Annotated in this window: 16 protein-coding genes; 5 read left to right on the top strand and 11 right to left on the bottom strand. The window is 60.8% G+C overall.

Going from position 1 to position 17,594, the window contains the following annotated elements:
- Positions 1-2: 2 nt before the first annotated feature.
- The 5 genes from K3754_RS13705 to hutI form a co-directional block, all read right to left on the bottom strand.
- Positions 3-1,040 carry an aromatic ring-hydroxylating dioxygenase subunit alpha gene (locus tag K3754_RS13705; protein ID WP_259938035.1) on the bottom strand — a complete coding sequence of 346 codons (1,038 nt, stop codon included), beginning with the start codon at positions 1,038-1,040 and terminating at the stop codon, positions 3-5.
- Between the two features lie 191 nt (positions 1,041-1,231).
- The gene (gene hutU / locus K3754_RS13710) at positions 1,232-2,902 is read right to left on the bottom strand and encodes a urocanate hydratase (protein WP_259938037.1); all 1,671 of its coding nucleotides are present in this window, start codon (positions 2,900-2,902) and stop codon (positions 1,232-1,234) included.
- Positions 2,899-3,693: an N-formylglutamate deformylase gene (hutG, locus tag K3754_RS13715; RefSeq protein WP_203210563.1), complete on the bottom strand. Its 795-nt coding sequence runs from the start codon at positions 3,691-3,693 to the stop codon at positions 2,899-2,901. Before hutG ends, hutU begins: the two co-directional genes overlap by 4 nt.
- Positions 3,690-5,195, bottom strand: a complete 1,506-nt coding sequence (gene hutH, locus K3754_RS13720) for a histidine ammonia-lyase (RefSeq protein WP_203210562.1) — start codon at positions 5,193-5,195, stop codon at positions 3,690-3,692. The genes hutG and hutH overlap by 4 nt, the downstream gene beginning before the upstream one ends.
- Positions 5,192-6,379, bottom strand: coding sequence for an imidazolonepropionase (gene hutI / locus K3754_RS13725; RefSeq protein ID WP_259943359.1), 1,188 nt, complete (start codon positions 6,377-6,379; stop codon positions 5,192-5,194). The genes hutH and hutI overlap by 4 nt, the downstream gene beginning before the upstream one ends.
- 91 nt (positions 6,380-6,470) lie before the next feature.
- Here hutI and K3754_RS13730 point away from each other — a divergent pair, with 91 nt between their 5' ends.
- Both K3754_RS13730 and K3754_RS13735 read left to right on the top strand, forming a co-directional pair.
- Positions 6,471-7,820 (top strand): formimidoylglutamate deiminase, encoded by a 1,350-nt coding sequence (locus K3754_RS13730; RefSeq protein ID WP_259938039.1) that lies wholly within the window; start codon positions 6,471-6,473, stop codon positions 7,818-7,820.
- Positions 7,817-8,461 carry a GntR family transcriptional regulator gene (locus K3754_RS13735; protein WP_203210560.1) on the top strand — a complete coding sequence of 215 codons (645 nt, stop codon included), beginning with the start codon at positions 7,817-7,819 and terminating at the stop codon, positions 8,459-8,461. Before K3754_RS13730 ends, K3754_RS13735 begins: the two co-directional genes overlap by 4 nt.
- On the opposite strand, the gene ptsP is transcribed toward K3754_RS13735, so the two are convergent.
- From ptsP to K3754_RS13760, 5 genes are all read right to left on the bottom strand, one after another.
- The gene (gene ptsP / locus K3754_RS13740; RefSeq protein ID WP_259938040.1) at positions 8,462-10,708 is read right to left on the bottom strand and encodes a phosphoenolpyruvate--protein phosphotransferase; all 2,247 of its coding nucleotides are present in this window, start codon (positions 10,706-10,708) and stop codon (positions 8,462-8,464) included.
- 227 nt (positions 10,709-10,935) lie between these two features.
- Positions 10,936-12,174 (bottom strand): aspartate kinase, encoded by a 1,239-nt coding sequence (locus K3754_RS13745; protein ID WP_203210558.1) that lies wholly within the window; start codon positions 12,172-12,174, stop codon positions 10,936-10,938.
- Positions 12,175-12,365: 191 nt separating this feature from the next.
- On the bottom strand, positions 12,366-13,010 hold the full coding sequence (locus tag K3754_RS13750; protein ID WP_259938041.1) for an SDR family NAD(P)-dependent oxidoreductase: 645 nt from the start codon (positions 13,008-13,010) through the stop codon (positions 12,366-12,368).
- A 19-nt stretch (positions 13,011-13,029) separates the two neighbouring features.
- Complete coding sequence (locus K3754_RS13755; RefSeq protein ID WP_203210556.1) at positions 13,030-13,476, bottom strand: DUF1178 family protein; 447 nt, start codon at positions 13,474-13,476, stop codon at positions 13,030-13,032.
- Between the two features lie 59 nt (positions 13,477-13,535).
- Positions 13,536-14,006 (bottom strand): NUDIX hydrolase, encoded by a 471-nt coding sequence (locus K3754_RS13760; RefSeq protein WP_203210555.1) that lies wholly within the window; start codon positions 14,004-14,006, stop codon positions 13,536-13,538.
- A gap of 118 nt (positions 14,007-14,124) precedes the next feature.
- Here K3754_RS13760 and modA point away from each other — a divergent pair, with 118 nt between their 5' ends.
- From modA to modC, 3 genes are read left to right on the top strand one after another with little or no spacing between them, the layout of a single operon-like run.
- Entirely contained in the window at positions 14,125-14,856 is a 732-nt protein-coding gene (gene modA, locus K3754_RS13765; protein WP_259938042.1) for a molybdate ABC transporter substrate-binding protein, read from the top strand.
- On the top strand, positions 14,853-15,542 hold the full coding sequence (modB, locus tag K3754_RS13770; RefSeq protein WP_259938043.1) for a molybdate ABC transporter permease subunit: 690 nt from the start codon (positions 14,853-14,855) through the stop codon (positions 15,540-15,542). Before modA ends, modB begins: the two co-directional genes overlap by 4 nt.
- Positions 15,539-16,627 carry a molybdenum ABC transporter ATP-binding protein gene (gene modC / locus K3754_RS13775; RefSeq protein WP_259938044.1) on the top strand — a complete coding sequence of 363 codons (1,089 nt, stop codon included), beginning with the start codon at positions 15,539-15,541 and terminating at the stop codon, positions 16,625-16,627. Before modB ends, modC begins: the two co-directional genes overlap by 4 nt.
- 193 nt (positions 16,628-16,820) lie before the next feature.
- Here modC and K3754_RS13780 read toward each other — a convergent pair whose 3' ends face one another.
- The gene (locus K3754_RS13780; protein ID WP_259938045.1) at positions 16,821-17,588 is read right to left on the bottom strand and encodes an EcsC family protein; all 768 of its coding nucleotides are present in this window, start codon (positions 17,586-17,588) and stop codon (positions 16,821-16,823) included.
- Positions 17,589-17,594: the final 6 nt, after the last annotated feature.

Below are 17,594 nucleotides of genomic sequence, written 5' to 3' on the forward strand. Positions count from 1 at the left end.
CTCTATGACTGCATCTTCGCATCTACCATAGCTTCCTGCGCAATCATCGCTTCCAATTGCCTGCGAAACCGCAGCTGCCCTCCATCGATGGGCAGGTCGATATGTGGGCTGGTCTTGTCGGCCATCCCCTTCTGAACCGCATCCAGAACGGCGCGGTCCTCTTCAAAGGCCTGGCGCACATCCTCGCTCATCATAGCACTCAACTCTGCATCATCGGGGCGAATATTGCGCAGCTGGAACCAGTAATAGCGGGTCTGCCCGGCCGTGGTTGGAGTCATGAAATTATAGCTGTCCATGATAAATGTATCCCGATCCAGCGGCCCTTCCGGCCCACCCGTGCCCGACGGCGTGAACACCGCGCGGATCAAGGCATGGCTGGGATAGCGGACCTCGTAATGCTGCAACCGGTCGCAATTGCCCTCAAAGCCGATGACCTTCTTGTAAAACGGCGCCGGCTCCACATCCATCATCCAGCGATGCACAATCACCCCATCTTCGGTCTTTTTTACCCGCAGCGGCGTGTCCCGCGTCGCAGCCTGACCAAAGCTGCCACCATGGACCCAGGCCACATGTGTCGGATCCAACAAATTGTCACACATCAATAAATAATTGCAGTTCAGCTCCATCGCCGCACCGCGGTTGATCCCCCAACTTGGATCACCCCAGTTTTCAATCTCGAAAATATCTTCTGGATCTGCCAGCACGGGATTGCCCATCCAAATCCAGACCAACCCATATTTCTCATGGGTCGGATAGGCATGCACCCGCGCCTCGGACGGGATGCGCCCCCCCGGCGCCCAAGTGCATTGCCCGACACAATCAAAGGTCAGCCCATGGTAGCCGCATTCAACAGTATCACCCTTTATCCGGCCCATCGACAAAGGCAGTTTGCGATGCGGGCAGGCATCATCAAGGGCCACAACCGCACCTTTTTGGGTCCGAAACACACAGATATGCCGCTCAAGCACCGTAATCCGCGCCAGATCACGGGTGATCTCATGATCCCACGCCGCCACATACCACGCGTTGTTCAAAAACATCTCTGATCCTCCCTTGGTGCGACAAATGACTTATGCGTCAAACTCCCCAATTGATGGGCCAACTGCAATCCCAAACCGCCCAATAGAAAAGGGGCTGCCGATCGATCCGGCGCCCCTCCCCCTTTTTGGCCCCAAATACCTCCGGGGAGTTTGAGGGGCTGGCCCCTCAATCCGCCCTCAGAGGCAGGCGTTTACCCCAGAATACCGGGCAGGTTCAGCCCTTTCTCGCGGGCACAGTCCAGCGCAATATCATAGCCCGCATCGGCATGACGCATGACCCCGGTGGCCGGATCGTTCCACAGCACCCGTGCGATCCGCGCATCGGCCTCTTCGGTGCCATCGCAACAGATCACCATGCCCGAATGCTGGCTAAAGCCCATGCCAACGCCGCCGCCGTGGTGCAACGACACCCAGGTTGCGCCGGAAGCGGTGTTGAGCAGCGCGTTCAACAATGGCCAATCGCTGACCGCGTCGGAGCCGTCTTTCATGGCCTCGGTCTCACGGTTCGGGCTGGCCACGGATCCACTGTCCAGATGATCGCGGCCAATCACAATCGGTGCTTTCAACTCACCATTGCGCACCATCTCGTTGAACGCCAGGCCCAGCTTGTCTCGCAGCCCCAATCCCACCCAGCAAATCCGCGCCGGCAGACCCTGAAACGAGATGCGTTCCCGCGCCATATCCAGCCATTTGTGCAGATGCGGATCGTCGGGGATCAGCTCTTTGACCTTCTGATCGGTCTTGTAGATATCCTCGGGATCCCCCGACAGCGCCGCCCAGCGGAACGGGCCAACGCCGCGGCAGAACAGCGGGCGAATGTAGGCTGGCACAAATCCGGGGAAGGCAAAGGCGTTCACCAGCCCCTCTTCCAAGGCGACCTGCCGGATGTTGTTGCCGTAATCCAGCGTCGGCACACCGGCGTTCCAGAAATCCACCATCGCGGCCACGTGCACCTTCATGCTGGCGCGGGCAGCTTTTTCGACGGCTTTGGGATCGCTCTCGCGTTTGGCGCGCCATTCGCCCATGGTCCAGCCCTGCGGCAGATAGCCATTAAGCGGGTCGTGGGCGCTGGTCTGGTCGGTCACGATGTCAGGGCGCACGCCGCGTTTGACCAGTTCGGGAAACACGTCGGCAGCATTGCCAAGCAGCCCCACGGATTTGGCCTCGCCCGCCTTGGTCCAGCGGTCGATCATCTCAAGCGCTTCGTCCAGTGTCTCGGCCTTTTCGTCGAGGTATCTCGTGCGCAGGCGGAAGTCGATGCTGTCGGGGTTGCACTCCACCGCGAGACAGCACGCGCCCGCCATAACTGCAGCCAAGGGTTGTGCGCCGCCCATGCCGCCCAGACCGCCGGTCAGGATCCATTTGCCGGTCAGATTGCCATCGTAATGCTGGCGGCCCGCCTCGACAAAAGTCTCGTAAGTTCCTTGCACAATCCCTTGAGTTCCAATGTAAATCCACGAACCTGCAGTCATCTGGCCGTACATCGCCAGCCCGCGTTTATCGAGTTCGTTGAAGTGATCCCAATTGGCCCAGTGCGGCACCAGATTGCTGTTTGCAATCAACACTCTGGGGGCATTTTCGTGGGTTTTGAATACGCCCACAGGCTTGCCCGATTGCACAAGCAGCGTTTCATCGCCCTCCAGATCGGTCAGAGCGGCGACGATGCGGTCAAAATCTTCCCATGTGCGGGCGGCGCGTCCAATACCACCATAAACCACCAATTCATGTGGGTTTTCAGCCACATCCGGGTGCAGGTTGTTCATGAGCATGCGCATCGGCGCTTCGGTCATCCAGCTTTTGGCTGTCAGCTCGGTGCCGGTGGCAGGAAAGATGTCTCGGGTGTTGTGACGGGGATTTGTCATCGTTGCTGCCTTTCATAAAGAAGCTCGGTCAAGTCATTGAGAATACGATAAAGAACCGGTCTGAGCCGTTCTGCCTTGTCGGCACGCCACTGCCATGGCGGCGTCTCGTCCATATAGGTGGATTGGGCCAGCTCCATCTGGATTGCGTGAATGTTTTCCGCAGGTTGCCCATAGTGTCGCGTGGTCCAGCCACCCTTGAAACGGCCATTGAGGACACTGGTATAGTCCTGCGCGGCGCGGCAGCGGGTTTCCACAGCCCGCTCCACAAACATTCCGCAGCTTGTGGAGGAATTGGTGCCGATGTTCAGATCAGGCAGGGTATCGTCAAAAAGATAGGGGATAACCGACCGGATTGAGTGGCAATCGTACAGCAAAGCAATGCCATGTTTTGCCTTCACCCGCGCCAGTTCTGTGGATAAAGCCTCATGATAAGGCGCGTGATACTGTGCACGGCGGCGCGAAATCTCATCTGCGTCCGGTTCTTGCCCTTCATGGTAAATTGGAAATCCTTCAAAATCCGTTAACGGGCACAGACCTGTTGTGTTTTGCCCCGGATAAAGGCTGGCGTCATCGGGACCGCGATTGGGGTCGATGACATAGCGATGAACAGGTGTGCGCACCACTGTAACGTCCAGTCCCAAGCCTTTGTAAAGGCGATCAATATGCCAATCGGTATCGGCCAGCGCCTGACCACGTTCGTTGAGTTTGTCCCATATGTCGGGCGGCACCTCCGTGCCGGTGTGCGGCATGCCCAGAACAATCGGGCTGCCTCCTTGGGTGACCTCGATCATTGCGCCGCCTCCACCAATGCACCGCTGCGAACCAACGCTGTGGTGGTTTCAATGTCGGGCGCGAGATAGCGGTCCTTGCCAAGAGTCGGAACCTCCTGTCGCAAGCGGTCGATCACCCGCTGTAATCGCGCAGAGGTCGCAAGCGGCGCCCGCGCCTCGATCCCTTGGGCGGCGCACATTGCCTCGACCGCCTGGATCGCAGACAGGTTCCGATTCATCCGCGCCAGACGGTAAGCGCCATGCGCGGCCATGCTCACGTGGTCCTCTTGGTTGGCGGATGTGGGCGTGCTGTCGGTCACGCAAGGGTTGGCCAGATGTTTGTTCTCGCTCATCAATGCGGCGGTGGTCACTTCGGCAATCATAAAGCCGGAGTTCAGCCCCGGATCAGGGGTCAGGAACGGCGGCAGATCATGGCTGAGCGTCGGGTCCACCATCAGCGCCACGCGGCGCTGACCAATCGCGCCAATCTCGGCGATGGCCAGCGCGATCATATCGGCAGCAAAGCCTACAGGTTCGGCGTGGAAGTTCCCACCTGACACGATGTGCCCTTCGCCCACCAGAACCAGCGGATTGTCGGTGACAGCGTTGGCCTCAACCTCAAGCGTATGCGCCGCCTGACGGATCACGTCCCATGCCGCGCCCAGAACCTGCGGCTGGCAGCGGATACAATACGGGTCTTGTACGCGGGTGTCGTCCTCGCGGTGGCTTTCGCGAATTTCCGAGCCTTCCATCAAATCGCGCATGGCCTCGGCCACGTCGATCTGTCCGGCATGGCCACGCAGGCTGTGAATATCCGCAACCAAAGGCGCGGTGGAGCCCATGATCGCATCGGTGCTGAGCGCGGCAATCACCATCGCATTGCGCACCGCGTTTTGGGCCTCAAACAGCCCTGCAAGGGCGCAGGCGGTCGAAAACTGGGTGCCATTGATCAGGGCCAGCCCTTCCTTGGGACCAAGCACCACAGGGGTCAATCCCGCGCGGCTCAGGGCCTCACTGCCGGACATTTCTTCGCCCTGATAGACCGCCCGGCCTTCGCCGATCATCGCCGCGGCCATATGCGCCAGCGGGGCCAGATCACCTGATGCGCCAACGGATCCTTGGGCTGGGATCACCGGCATGACATCGGCGTTCACCATTCCCTCGATCAGGGCGCAGACCTCCCAACGCACGCCAGAGGCGCCGCGCCCCAGCGACATCAGCTTGAGCGACATCATCAACCGGGTTAGCGGAAGGCTCAACGCCTCGCCCACGCCGCAGCAATGGGACAGGATCAGATTGCGTTGCAGGGTTTGGGTGTCTTCGGGCGCGATTTTCCGGCTGGCCAGTTTCCCAAAGCCGGTGTTTACCCCGTAAACCGCTTCCTGCCCTGCCGCCGCCTTGGCCACCAGAGCCGCAGCCGCTTCAACGCCGGGCTGGCACGCCGGATCGAGCGCGATTTGCCCGCCATCCCGCCAGATCGCTTCCAAAGTCTTGAGCTCTACAGCCCCCGGTGTCAGGATCATAGCTGTCCTCCAAAAATGCGTGAATGCAGCGGGTTAAACCCGATGCGGTAGGCCAGTTCGGCCGGATGTTCGATGTTCCAAACGCAAAGATCCGCCCGTTGTCCGGTGGCGATCTCTCCGCGATCTGTCATGCCCAGCGCCTTGGCGCCGTTCAGGGTTACACCGCGCAGCGCTTCTTCAGGTGTCAGGCGGAACAGGGTGCAGCCCATATTCATCGTCAGCAGCAAAGAGGTGAGCGGCGAGGAGCCGGGATTGCAATCTGTGGCCAAGGCCATCTTCGTGCCCTCGGTGCGAAAGGCCGCGACTGGCGGTGCTTGAGTTTCATGTACTGTATAAAACGCGCCAGGCAACAAGACCGCAACCGTGCCTGCGCCGGCCAGCGCTTTGGCGTCGGCGGCATTGGCATATTCCACGTGATCCGCCGAGATCGCCCCATAATCAGCGGCCAGCTTGGTGCCACCAATATGCGAAAGCTGTTCGGCGTGTAGTTTGATTGGCAGTCCCAATTCCTGCGCGACGTCAAAGAGCCGCGCGATCTGTGCGGTGTCAAAGGCAATGCCTTCACAGAACCCGTCCACCGCATCCACCAGCCCTTCGGCATGGGCGGCGCGAAGGGCGGGAATACAGACCTCATCGATATAAGTGTCTGCGCGGCCTGCATAATCTTTAGGAACCGCATGTGCGCCGAGAAAACTGGTCACGACATGCACCGGGCGCAAGTCGGCCAATGCCCTGGCTGCCCGCAGCATCCTCAGCTCTGTCTCCAAGTCCAGCCCATATCCGGATTTTATCTCGACGGTGCAAACCCCTTCGGCGATCATCGCATCAAGGCGCGGCAGGGCGCTGGCGATCAGACTGTCGAGATCCGCATCACGGGTCGCCCCAACGGTCGAGACGATCCCGCCTCCTGCCCGCGCAACCTCTTCATAGCTGGCCCCTTGCAGGCGCATCTCAAACTCGCGGGCGCGGTTGCCGCCATGCACCAGATGGGTGTGACAATCCACCAGACCCGGGGTGATCAGACGCCCGCCCATGTCATGCCGCTCCGCCTGGGCGAATTCTGCGGGCAATTCCGCTTCCGGCCCTGCCCATGAGATCAAGTCACCGTTCAGGACCACACAGCCAGCGTCGATCAGGCCATAATTGGCCCCGACCATTGTCGCCAATCGCGCATTACAGAGCATTTGATGCATGAATTTCCCTTTATCTCGCGGCTGATTTGGAATTATGTATAGACATATTCAGATCGCACCCTGAGTCGTCAAGAGGCAAGACATGACAAAAATACACGCCAAAACCGCGCTGCTGCCCCATGGTTGGGCCAGTGACGTCACCCTGACCCTCAAGGACGGCCGTATCGCCGCCATCGGTGATGGCCCTGCAGACATGCAGGTTGATATCTTGTTGCCCGCGCCCACGAACCTGCACAGCCATGCGTTTCAGCGGGCGATGGGCGGGCTGACAGAACGGCGCGGGGCAGAACCCACGGACAGTTTCTGGACATGGCGGCAGTTGATGTTCCGGTTTCTGGATCAACTGACGCCAGAGGATATTCAGGCCATCACCGCACAGGTTCAGATGGAGATGCTGGAGGCCGGATATGCCGCCAGCGTTGAGTTTCATTACCTGCATCATCAACCGGGTGGTCATGCCTATGATAACCGCGCCGAACTGGCCACACGGATCGTTGCGGCGGCAGAACAGACCGGCGTTGGCCTCACGCTATTGCCGGTGCTCTATGCCCAGGGCGGCGTGGACGGTCGCGCCCTTGGCCCCGGCCAGATCCGGTTCGGCAATGATCTGGACGGCTACCAAACTCTTTGGGACGGGGCGCAAGCCGCTGTGAAAAGCCTGCCGGCGGATGCGAACATCGGCGTGGCTCCGCATTCCCTGCGGGCCGTAACGCCAGAGCAGATCACCGCGCTGCAATCATTTGACGGTCCGATCCATATGCATTTGGCAGAACAGGTCGCGGAAGTCGAAGAGATCGAGGCCGCATATGGCGCCCGCCCTGTTGAATGGACACTGGCCAATGTCGAGGTAGATCCACGGTGGTGCATGATCCATTGCACCCAGATGACCGAGGCAGAGACACGCGGGTTGGCCGCCACGGGCGCGGTTGCGGGGCTGTGCCCCCTGACCGAAAGCTCGCTTGGAGATGGTATTTTCAACGGGGTCACATGGGCGGATGCAAAAGGGGTCTGGGGGATCGGATCAGACAGCAACATCCTGATTTCATTGGCACAAGAACTGCGGACGCTGGAATATTCACAACGTCTCAGCACCCTGAACCGGGCCGTGATGGCGACCGAAGATCGCTCAACCGGGCGGGTGTTGTTTGACGGCGTCTGCCAGGGCGGCGCGCAGGCCGCTGGACGGAACGCAGGCGCAATCGAAGTGGGAGCTTGGGCCGATTTGATGGCGCTGGACGGCAGTGCGACCGATCTGATTGGCCGGGAGGGGGACAATGTACTGGATACCTGGATCTTTGCGGGGACCGACACCCGCGTCAGCGACGTTTGGGCCGCGGGCCGGCATATGGTACAAGATGGTATGCACATCGCCCGCACAGAGATCACCAACGCCTACCGCGAGACCCTTCACCGGCTCAAGGACGTGATGTGAAACGTGGCTGGCTGGATATCCAGGCTGAGGCACTGCGGCGCATCCAAAGCCGTGAATGGCCGCCCGGCGGGTTGATCCCGAATGAGGCTGAACTGGCCCGCGAATTGGGCTGCGCCCGTGCCACGGTCAACCGCGCCCTGCGGGCATTGGCCGAGGATGGCTGGCTGGAACGACGCCGCCGCGCAGGCACCCGTGTGGCCCTGTCACCGCAACGGCGGGCGCAGATGTCTGTGCCGGTGCTCCGCCAAGAGGTCGAAGGGATGGGCAAGGTCTATTCCCACCGGATCATCAGCCGCAAGATCGAAGCCGACCTGCTGCATCTTGAGGGGCTGCATTTTGCCGACAAGGCGCCTTTTGCCGCCGAACAACGGCAGGTCAACCTGTCCGAAGTGCCGCAGATCGCCGATGTCGATCTGGATCGGATCAGCGCCAATGAATGGCTGGTTCAAAACGCACCGTTTGACCGGGGCACCTTGGAATATGCCGCCGAACCAGCCAGCGCCTTTGATGTCAAACACCTTAAATGCCCCCGCGGCGCCCCCCTGATGGTGCTGCGCCGCGAAACCTTTAGCGAAACGGCGATGGTGACGGCTGTGCGCATGGCTTATGCCCCCGGGCACGCCGTGCGATTGGTGATCTGATCAACCCTGATGCTGGGCGCGCACATATTCCATCACGGCGGCGCGCACTGACATCTCGCCGCTGTCGCGGGCCTCATAGATGACCTGGCGCACCTCTTCCAGATTGCACCGCCGCAACAGACTTTTGACCGGCCCAATAGAGGCGGGGCGCATAGACAGGCTGCGAAATCCGATGGCCGCAAAACACAGCGCCTCCACCGGGCGGCCCGCATCCTCGCCGCAGAAAGACAGATCCGTATTGGTTTGCCTGCACCTTTCGACGATACCTTCGAGAAACGTCAGAAAGCTGACGTTCAACGTGTCATAGCGCCGCCGCACCCGTTCGTTCTCACGGTCTGCCGCAAAAAAGAACTGCTTGAGATCGTTGCCGCCGATCGACAGAAATTCAACCTCCTCAAAGAACTTCTGCGGGGCAAAGGCAAGGCTGGGTGTCTCCAACATTGCGCCCACTTCGACTGTTTCAGGCAGGACGTGGCCCAAACGCTCTTCTCTTGCCAAGGTTTTGTCGACCTCGGCGCGGGCCGCGCGAAATTCTTCAAACTGGGCAACAAAGGGGAACATGACCGTCAAGGGCCGCCCCGCTGCCGCACGAATAAGCGCCTGAAGCTGCATCCGCATGATACCCGGTTTGTCGAGACCCACGCGGATCGCACGCCAGCCCAACGCCGGGTTCGGCTCGTCGTTGGGTTTCATGTAAGGCAGCACCTTGTCGGACCCGATATCAAGTGTCCGAAATACCACGCGCTTGCCATGTGCCGCATCCAGAACCCGCGCATATAGCGCCGAAAGCTCTGAGCGTTTGGGCATCTGGTTGCGCACCAGAAATTGCAGTTCGGTCCGGAACAGGCCAACCCCTTCTGCACCAGAGCCATCGAGCGAGGGCAAATCGGCCATCAATCCGGCGTTCATATGCAACGCCACAACTGACCCGCATTTGGTCTGCGCCGGTAAATCACGGATCGAAGCATAGCGTTCCTGCGCCTCTGCCTGCATGGCGATTTTGTCGCGGAAGGCCGTGGCAACGGTGTCATCAGGGCGCAGATGCACGATACCCTGTTCGCCGTCCACCATGATGTGATCGCCGTTTAGCGCGTCTTCGGTTACGCGGCCTGCCCGCACCACCAACGGGATTGCAAGCGCCCGCGCAATAATCGCTGCGTGCGATCCGACGGAGCCGTTATCAAGCACTATCCCGCGCAGCTTGCGCCCGTAGTCCAGCAGTTCGGCCGGCCCAATATTGCGGGCGACCAGGATCGGGTCATCGGGCATCTCGGCGCCGGTATCGGCCCCCTGCCCGGTCAAAATGCGCAACAGACGGTTGCTCAGATCGTCCAGATCGCTCAGCCGTTCGCGCAGGTAGGCATCGGTAGATTGTCCCATCCGCGCACGCGCCAGCGATTGTTCCTTTTCCACCGCCGCCTCTGCCGACAGGCCGCTGGCAATGTCTTCGAGCATCCGCCGCATCCAGCCTTTGGAATTGGCGAACATCCGGTAGGCCTCAAGCACCTGCTGCTGGTCCTTGTCGCCCACCGCCATGGTCATCATCTGATCGACGCTGATGCGCAGCTGTTCAACTGCTTCGGTCAGACGTTCCTCTTCGCGCTGAGGATCATCGGCAATCGGGTTGGATACCACGACCCGCGGCTCATGCAGCCAGACATGGCCCTCGGCCACACCTTCCTGTCCGACAATCCCGCGCATCATGACCGGCTGGCTGTGGCGGGCGGACATTGCCGCGCCTTCACCGACAAACGCGCCCAGCTCCGTCATTTCCGCCAGAACCATCGCCACAACTTCAAGCGCGTAGATCTCATCGGCAGAGAATTCGCGGGCGGATTTCGACTGCACCACCAAAACGCCCAGAGTTTCGCCCAAACGTTGCACCGGCACACCCAGAAAGCTGGAATAGATCTCTTCGCCGGTTTCCGGCATAAACCTAAAGCCCGGCGCTTGCGGCGCATCCGGCGTGTTGATCACATGGCGTTTCTTGGCCACCCTCCCGACAAGCCCCTCGCCCAGACGCATCCGCGTTTGGTGAACCGCATCCGCGTTCAGACCTTCTGTCGCACAAAGCTCGAGCGTCTCCTCATCGCGGAAGAGATAGATCGAACAGACCTCACAGCCCATAGAATTGGCAATCAGATGCGTGATCTTGTTGAGCCGCGCCTGTGCGGCGTCATCGCTTGCCAATGCATCACGCAAACGGCCCAGCAATTTGCGGCTCTCTGTTTCAAAACGCTCTGCCATACTGGCGCGTCCCCCGGTTTGACCGTTTCCAGCTTAGACCACAGGCCGCACCAAAGCGAAATGGCTGAATTCCCTGACGTCAGGCCATTTTGCCACAGTTGCCTGCATTATGGGCATTCAGGCCCGGTGCCAGGAAGGATCGTTCCGCGACTGCTACGCCTTGGCCAGGCCACGACCGGCCCGGCCCAGACGTGCATCTGCCGGGCCCTGAAAGCGATGGTTTGAGATCAGGCCGCCTTGTCCAGTTCAAAGGCGTCATGCAGCGCCTGAACCGCCAATTCCATATACTTGCGATCAATCAGAACCGAGATCTTGATCTCGGAGGTGGTGATCACCTTGATGTTGATGCCCTCTGCGGACAGCACCTGAAACATCTTGGCGGCCACGCCGGTGTGGCTGCGCATGCCGATGCCAACGACGGAGACCTTGGCCACATCAACATCCGCGATCAGCTCGTGATAGTTGATGATTCCGCCGTCCTTGGCATCTTGCATTGCCTTTTCGGCGCGTTTGACCTGATCCACAGGGCAGGACCACGTCATATCCGTGCGCCCCTCTTCAGAAATGTTCTGAACAATCATGTCAACGTTGACGCCCGCATCGCTGAGCGCGGTAAAGATCGTGGCGGCAATGCCCGGACGGTCCGCAACCGACACCAGCGTCATCTTGGCTTCATCACGGCTGAACGCCACACCTGCAACAACATTGCTTTCCATGATTTCCTCCTCATCACAAACGAGCGTTCCGGCATCGTCCGATTGTTCTTCAAAACTTGAGAGCACGCGCAGTTTGACCTTGTAGCGCATGGCCAGTTCGACGGACCGCGTCTGCAAAACCTTGGCGCCCAGAGACGCCAGCTCCAACATCTCTTCGAATGCGATCTTGTCGAGTTTGCGGGCCTTGGCACTGACCCGCGGATCAGTGGTGTATACACCGTCCACATCCGTGTAGATGTCGCACCGCTCCGCCTCAAAGGCCGCGGCAAAGGCCACCGCCGTTGTGTCCGACCCACCCCGGCCCAAGGTGGTGATCCGGCCCTCCGGGCTGACCCCCTGGAAACCGGCCACAACCGCCACCTTCATACCTTCGGCAAATTTGGCGCGAATGTTGGCGGGTGGAATATCTTCAATCCGCGCGGCCGAATGTGCCGAGGTCGTCTGCACTGGCACTTGCCAACCCTGCCAGGATCGCGCGGGCACGTCCATTTCTTGCAAGGTCAGGGCCATCAACCCGGCCGTGACATTCTCGCCGCTGGACACCACCGCGTCATATTCACGGGCATCATACATCGGCGAGGTTTCCCCAACCCAGCCCACCAGTTCATTGGTTTTTCCGGACATGGCCGAGACAATGACAATCACGTCATAGCCCTTGGCAACCTCAACGCCCACACGTTTCGCCGCGCGGCGGATCCGGTCCAGCGTGGCCACCGACGTGCCACCAAATTTCATCACAAGAACAGGCATCAGACCTCCCGCCGTTCAACACGCACGCGGTCTAGCCCCATGTCCGCCCATGCGCAAGGAGGCATGCTGTCCCTTTTTGCTCCCTTTTTGGCAATAAATACTCTGGGGGTTTGGGGGCAAAGCCCCCATTCACGCAATTGGGCTGGCCCAATTGCCAGCATCGCATGGCGGGCCTGCCCGCCGCCGCCTCTTCAAAAGGGATGCGTGCGGCCATCCCATGTCTCGAAACACCCCGTTGTCTCTAGGCTCAGCGCGTCAAACCGCGCCGCCAGACCGTTCACCGCCTCATCCGTGGTGATATCTGCGGCTTCCCCGCCCATATCGGTCTGTACCCAACCGGGATGGTAAATCCCAACGGCAATGCCTTCGGGCTTCAGATCCTTTGCAAGGTTCAACCCCAGATTCAGCGCCGCCGCCTTGGAGGACCGGTAAATATAACTGCCACCCGGCGCACGGTTGTCCGAGGCCATCTGAGAGGAAATGATTGCGATCTTACCGGCCTTGGCGCGGCGCAGATGCGGCATAAGCGCCTGAATACTCAGAAAAACGCCTGTCACATTGGTGGCAAAGCTTTGCGCCCAAAGATCCGCGCCATAGCCGCTGTCCAGTTCATGCCCCTTGTCCAGATAGACCCCGGCATTGCACACCAACAGATCCACAGCCCGATCGCCCAGCGCCTGAGCCATTGCGCGGTGGCTTGCGGGTTGGTTCACGTCCAGCTGCAATTGCGCGGCGGCGGACCGGCCCGTGCCAAACACCTCTTGCCCTGTGGCTTGATAATGCGCCGCCAGCCCCGCGCCAATGCCGCGGCTTGCACCTGTAATCACTACGGTCATAAGGTATTCCTTCTGAAGATCAGGTGAGTTTTTGCTTGGGCCGGAACGGCAGCGGCATCAAAGGCACGCCATCCTCGATCAACTCTTTGGCCTGATCCAGCCGCGCCTCGCCATAGATTGCCCGCTCCGGCGCGTCGCCCAGATGCATGGCGCGGGCCTCCGAAGCGAAATTCTCGCCCACATAATCGGAGTTTTCCTCGACCTTGCGGCGCAACTCCTGCAGCGCCTTTTCAACTTCGGAGGGCGGATTGTGCAGCGCCGGAACACTGGCAGCTTCCGCGCCCGGCTGCTCTGGCTTGGCCTTGGTTGCCACACGCGGTGCCATGATCGCCTTGCTCACCTCGGGCGATCCGCAGATTGAACAACTCAAATGCCCGGCCTTGGACAGGGCATCAAAGGCAGACGCCGATTGGAACCAGCTTTCAAACTGGTGGCCGGCCTCGCATTTGAGCGCATAATGAATCATTCAGCTATGACGTCCTTTTAAATCTTACCCTTCACAGATGGGGCGCAATCCAGCGTTGGTCAAGCTTTTGCCATGCCGCGACGGGGATCAAAATCCAGTATCATCCGGGCCAGCTCCGGTTCCGACACCAGCCGCGCCGCCTTTTTGCGCGACACCCAGCGGCGGCGGCGTTGGCCGCGTTCGGGAAACTTCTTGGCCAAGGACTTGACCGCCACGGGATAAAGCAGCGCAAGACAAGGCAAATCATCCGGCTCCCCGACGTCCTTGGCGTAGGAATAGACGCCCAGACAACTGCCGACCGACCGTCCATAGACGCCCGCCTCTTCCCAGGCCTCCTGCTTGGCCGAGGCCGCAGGGGTTTTGCCCTCCATGGGCCAGCCCTTGGGCACGATCCACCGCTTGGACCTGCGTGATGTGACCAACAGCACCTGCACCTTGCCCCGTTTGATCCGGTAGCAAAGCGCGGCAAATTGGCTGCGCACATCACCTTTGCGCGCCCCATGCAGCGAAATGGGAAGTTGTTTGATCATAAATGTCCCATACTCAGCGCCTGCCCGTTTTGGCCGAAATATAAAAGCTCTTGCCTGCAATGACCAGCGATCAGCAATGCGCTTGTGCCGTCTTTGTGCATCGCGGATAGTGCGGCTGATGAAACGCGTCCTTGCCCTTTTGATCTGGCTTTTGGTCCTGCCGATTTTGGCCGCTGCGCAAATGCCGCCGGTGACGGTCTTTGCGGCTGCCAGCCTGCGCGGCGCCTTGGATGAGATTGCTGGACAATACGGCGGGCAGGTCACAGTGTCCTATGCCGGATCAGGCACCCTTGCACGGCAAGTGGCCGCAGGTGCCCCGGCTGATCTGGTGGTTCTGGCCAACCCTGCATGGATGGATTGGCTGGCAGATCAAGAGATATCCTTTGCCGCACCGATCCGGTCGATTGCAAGCAACCGTCTTGTCGTGATCAGCCACCAGGCGGGAAATCCCTTGGATGATATCAGTGCCTTACCCGAAAAACTTGCTGCGGGCCGGCTGGCCATGGGCCACCGCGATGCGGTGCCCGCCGGCGCCTATGCGCGGCAATGGCTGCAATCGATAGATCTGTGGAACACGCTGGAGCCGCAGCTGGCCGAGACCGACAACGTGCGGGCCGCTCTCGCCCTTGTCGCACGCGGCGCCGCGCCCTTTGGCATCGTTTATGCCACCGATGCGATGGCCGAGACGCGTGTGCATAAGGTCTATGACGTGCCCGCAAGCCACCATGATCCAATCCTCTATCCTGCCGCCGCGCTCAGCACAGGTGGGCAGGCATTTCTTGCGTTTCTGGCCAGTCCAACAGCCCGTGGCATTTTCACGGCACATGGCTTTGACGAGGTGCCCGAATGACCGCCGACAGCGCCGCCTGGGAGGCCCTGCGCCTGTCGCTATGGGTGGCTTGCTGGGCCACGGCGCTGGCTGTCCCGCTGGCGCTTTGGGTGGCTTGGATTCTGGCGCGGAAATCCTTTTGGGGGAAATCCCTGCTGAATGCCGCTGTGCATCTGCCTCTGGTTCTGCCGCCCGTGGTCACGGGATACCTGCTGCTGATCAGTTTCAGCCCCAATGCGCCGCTGGGCCGGATGCTCAGCGCGATGGGTCTGCAGCTGGCGTTTCACTGGACCGGCGCGGTGCTGGCCGCCATCGTGATGGGCTTTCCCTTGATGGTGCGGGCCATGCGGCTGGCCATCGAGGCGGTCGATCCCAAGCTGGAAGAAGCCGCCGAGACCCTTGGCGCGGGCCGTATTTCAGTCTTTGCCCGCGTAACGTTGCCCCTGATCGGGCCGGGCATTCTGGCCGGGGCTGTCATGGGATTCGCCAAGGCCATGGGCGAATTTGGCGCGACGATCACCTTTGTCGCCAATATTCCCGGCCAGACCCAAACCCTGCCCGGCGCGATCTGGGCCGCGTTGCAGATCCCCGGCGGTGAGGGGCAAGCGGTCATGATGGTCATGATGGCCAGCATTGTTGCTGTGGCCGCCGTGCTTCTGTCCGAGGTTCTGGCGCGGCGGGTCTCGGCACGGATTGCGGCCAAATGACATTGCAAGTGGACATTCAGCACCGCCTTGGTGGGCTGTCCCTTGATGTGGGGTTTGAGGCGGCGGGCGGGATCACCGCAATTTTCGGCCGTTCCGGCACCGGCAAAACCACCGTGATCAACGCCGTTGCGGGACTGCTGCGCCCCGATGTAGGGCGGGTCAGCCTTGGCGCGCATGTGTTTGTGGATACAGCTTCGCGCCGGTTCGTGCCGCCCGCCAAACGCAGACTGGGCTATGTGTTTCAGGACGCGCGGCTGTTTCCGCATCTCACGGTGAAGGAAAACCTGACCTTTGGCGCACGCTATGCTCCGGCAGATGCGCCCGGTGCCAGTCTTGACGATGTGGTGGCCCTTCTGGGCCTTGCGCCGCTTATGGTGCGGCGGCCCGGCACCCTTTCGGGCGGGGAGAAGCAGCGGGTCGCCATTGGCCGCGCCCTGCTCAGCCACCCGCGGATGCTTCTGATGGATGAACCGCTGGCCAGTCTCGACGCCCCGCGCAAACAAGAAATCCTGCCCTATCTGGAACGGCTGCGCGACGGACCACTGAACCTGCCGATCCTTTATGTCAGCCACGCGGTGGATGAGGTGGCGCGACTGGCGGATCAGCTGGTTCTGTTACAAGACGGCATGGTTCAGGCGCAGGGACCGCTCTATGATGTGATGGCGGACCCAGCCGCCGTGCCGCTGCTTGGCGTGCGCGAGGCGGGCGCGGTGCTCGAGGCGGAGGTTATCGCCCATGCGGACGACGGATTGTCGACGCTGCGCATCAGTGCCGGAACACTTGAATTGCCGGGCGTGCAAGCCGATGTGGGCGCTCGCGTCCGCCTGCGGGTTCTGGCGCAGGACGTAATCTTGTCCCTTTCGCGCCCTGAGGGCCTTTCTTCGGTGAATGTTTTGCCGGTTCGGGTCGAAACCGTACATCCCGGCGGTGGGCCCGGCGCGGCGATTGGACTGCGGGCCGGCAAAGACCGGGTGCTGGCGCGGGTCACAGCGCGGGCGGTTGCCGAGCTGCAGCTTGCGCCGGGGCTCGACTGTTACGCCATTCTCAAAGCCACCACCGTGGCACCGGGAAGCATCGGGCGCTGACGCAGCCTATCTTCCAAACACCTCAGGCCAAACCGCTTGAGCCATCTTCACCGCCAAGGGGCCCAGCCCCCACCGCCGCTGCGCGGCGATTCCCAGGGAGTTTTTTCCGGCCAAAAGAAAAGAAGGGCACACTTCTTCATTTGGCCCTTAAACCTCTGGGGTCCGGGGCAAAGCCCCGGGTGTCTGCGTCAAACTATACCTTTGCAGGGATTTTCCCCATCCTTTGGGCCAGCGATGCGACCAGTTCGTCATGCGGCACATCGCCGTCGATCGCCAGCTTGCGCAGGCCAAAGTGCACATGGGCCATATCTTCGTAGTAGCTGGTATAAGCGTAATTTGTCGCCGCCCCCGCCACAGCGCCCAGCACCGGCACTGCTTGCGCCGCGAGTTTCTGTCCCATGACCACGGCCAGTTTCGGCGCGATCCTGGCAATCACGGCCTGCATCGCACGGCCCGTCAATGCCATCCGCGCCGACAGAAAGCCCAGATCCGCGCCGTCATCTCCCGACAGGGGGCCAGCGGCAGCAAAAACATGGACGCAGTCAAATTGGACGTTCTCCGCCTCCGGATCGAACCCGTGTTCCACGGCAACCCCCTGGATCACCCGCAGCAGCAGGGTGGTTGTCACTGGCAATTCGGCCAGCGCCGTGGGCAGACCGCCCGCTCCGCCTGCCGCGCCCATGGCGGCGGTCACGGTCTGGTTGAGCCAACTTTTCTGATCCGGCACAACCGACCGGCTGCTGTGAGCGGCCTTCATCGCGTGGTTCAGCGCCTTGATGGTGGCCGCTTCGAGGTTGCTGCGCACGCCTGCGGGCAACCGGTCGAGCAGGTTTTCCGCGCTGCCGCCAATGAGGTTCAGGACATTGATCCCCAATCCGCCCGCCTGCTTGTAACGCAGTGCGATTTCATCAAGCCTTGCGTCAACGTCGATCGGGGCGGGCAGATTGCTGGAAATGTCCATGTTGGT

This window comes from Sulfitobacter sp. M368, from assembly GCF_025141875.1.
In the GTDB taxonomy this organism is placed as follows: domain Bacteria; phylum Pseudomonadota; class Alphaproteobacteria; order Rhodobacterales; family Rhodobacteraceae; genus Sulfitobacter; species Sulfitobacter mediterraneus_A.